This window comes from Caballeronia sp. RCC_10 (assembly GCF_041360715.1).
GTDB lineage: Bacteria > Pseudomonadota > Gammaproteobacteria > Burkholderiales > Burkholderiaceae > Caballeronia > Caballeronia grimmiae.
The window spans coordinates 1-1,065 of record NZ_JBFUPT010000111.1; the positions used below are offsets into that span (position 1 = coordinate 1).

The 1,065-nt window shown below is 55.2% G+C and carries 1 protein-coding gene; it reads right to left on the reverse strand.

Going from position 1 to position 1,065, the window contains the following annotated elements; translation table 11 throughout:
- Positions 1-313: 313 nt before the first annotated feature.
- The gene (locus AB6804_RS31870) at positions 314-565 is read right to left on the reverse strand and encodes a hypothetical protein (protein WP_370889838.1); all 252 of its coding nucleotides are present in this window, start codon (positions 563-565) and stop codon (positions 314-316) included.
- Positions 566-1,065: the final 500 nt, after the last annotated feature.

Here is a 1,065-nt window from a genome sequence, read left to right on the forward strand (position 1 = left end):
TTAAAGCTAGCCTGCGCACTCGTCTGCTGGAACATCTTCAGCCGAACGGAGCGCGCTTTTTGAACTGGCCTTTAAGATAGTCTTTTGAAGTCCTTCATGGCCGCAGACTGGTAGCCTCCGAAAGCAAATGGCGCAGCGGAACAAGCGGGTGAACGCAGTACTCGACTACCTTTCCGGTGGCGCCGCAACGCAATGCACGAGATGAGTTATATCTCGCCAAATCTTTCCTGAAGGGGGAGTTTTGGTCTGACTTCTACGCTTTCCCTTGCTTGATTGCATGAAGCTGAATTTAAGCGGCGCGGCATCAGAAACCTCATTCCTGCGTCGGGAAAACGTGATGGGAGCCGGCGTCGTCCGACGCGCAGCCGTCCGACACACGAAGCAGATCGTGCCGGTCCATCCAGTTGTACGACTCGGTTTGATGCGCCCACGCCCAGTTCGCTCCGTGAGCGCGCTCGGCTGACTTCCACCTCCAGCGACGGTCCTGCCCCGCAGCAACTTCAGCCTGCTCGTTAGTACCGTCCTGCTCGCCGGCACCGAGAAAATCCATCGCGTCGTTTCTCATTTGCTTCCTTCCAAAATGCCTACTCGAGACGGCTACGGGGTCGATACTGGAGCTGGCGTCGTCTCTCTTCAGGTCTCGGACATTGCCTTTGAAACCCGTGTGTCGAACATTAAGCCATCTCGCGGCCTACTCGGACGACGAACTGAGGGAGATCGTGTCGGCTAAGGTGGTAAACCCCAGCCTTACTCGCGATGGAATCAAGCGACTACTGAAGATCCGTCAAGCAGCTTGAGCACCCACTTGAATACCGATATCGATAAAGGGGCGATCAACCACTAGCGCTATCCTGCACGGGGTCACGCAAGGTTCTGGCCAAAAGCGTTGCCCTCACTCCGTCCGAGAAAAATGCGATGCGATCGTCGAGGCCTCGCCGACAACACCCGACGAAGAGGAATATGATCCGCATTTGATAGAGCAACGGCAGCTAGTGTCCTGTCCCAGAAATTACTTTACGTAAATGCAGCATGTTCTATGATCAATCTAGAGTGCGCGGGAGACGA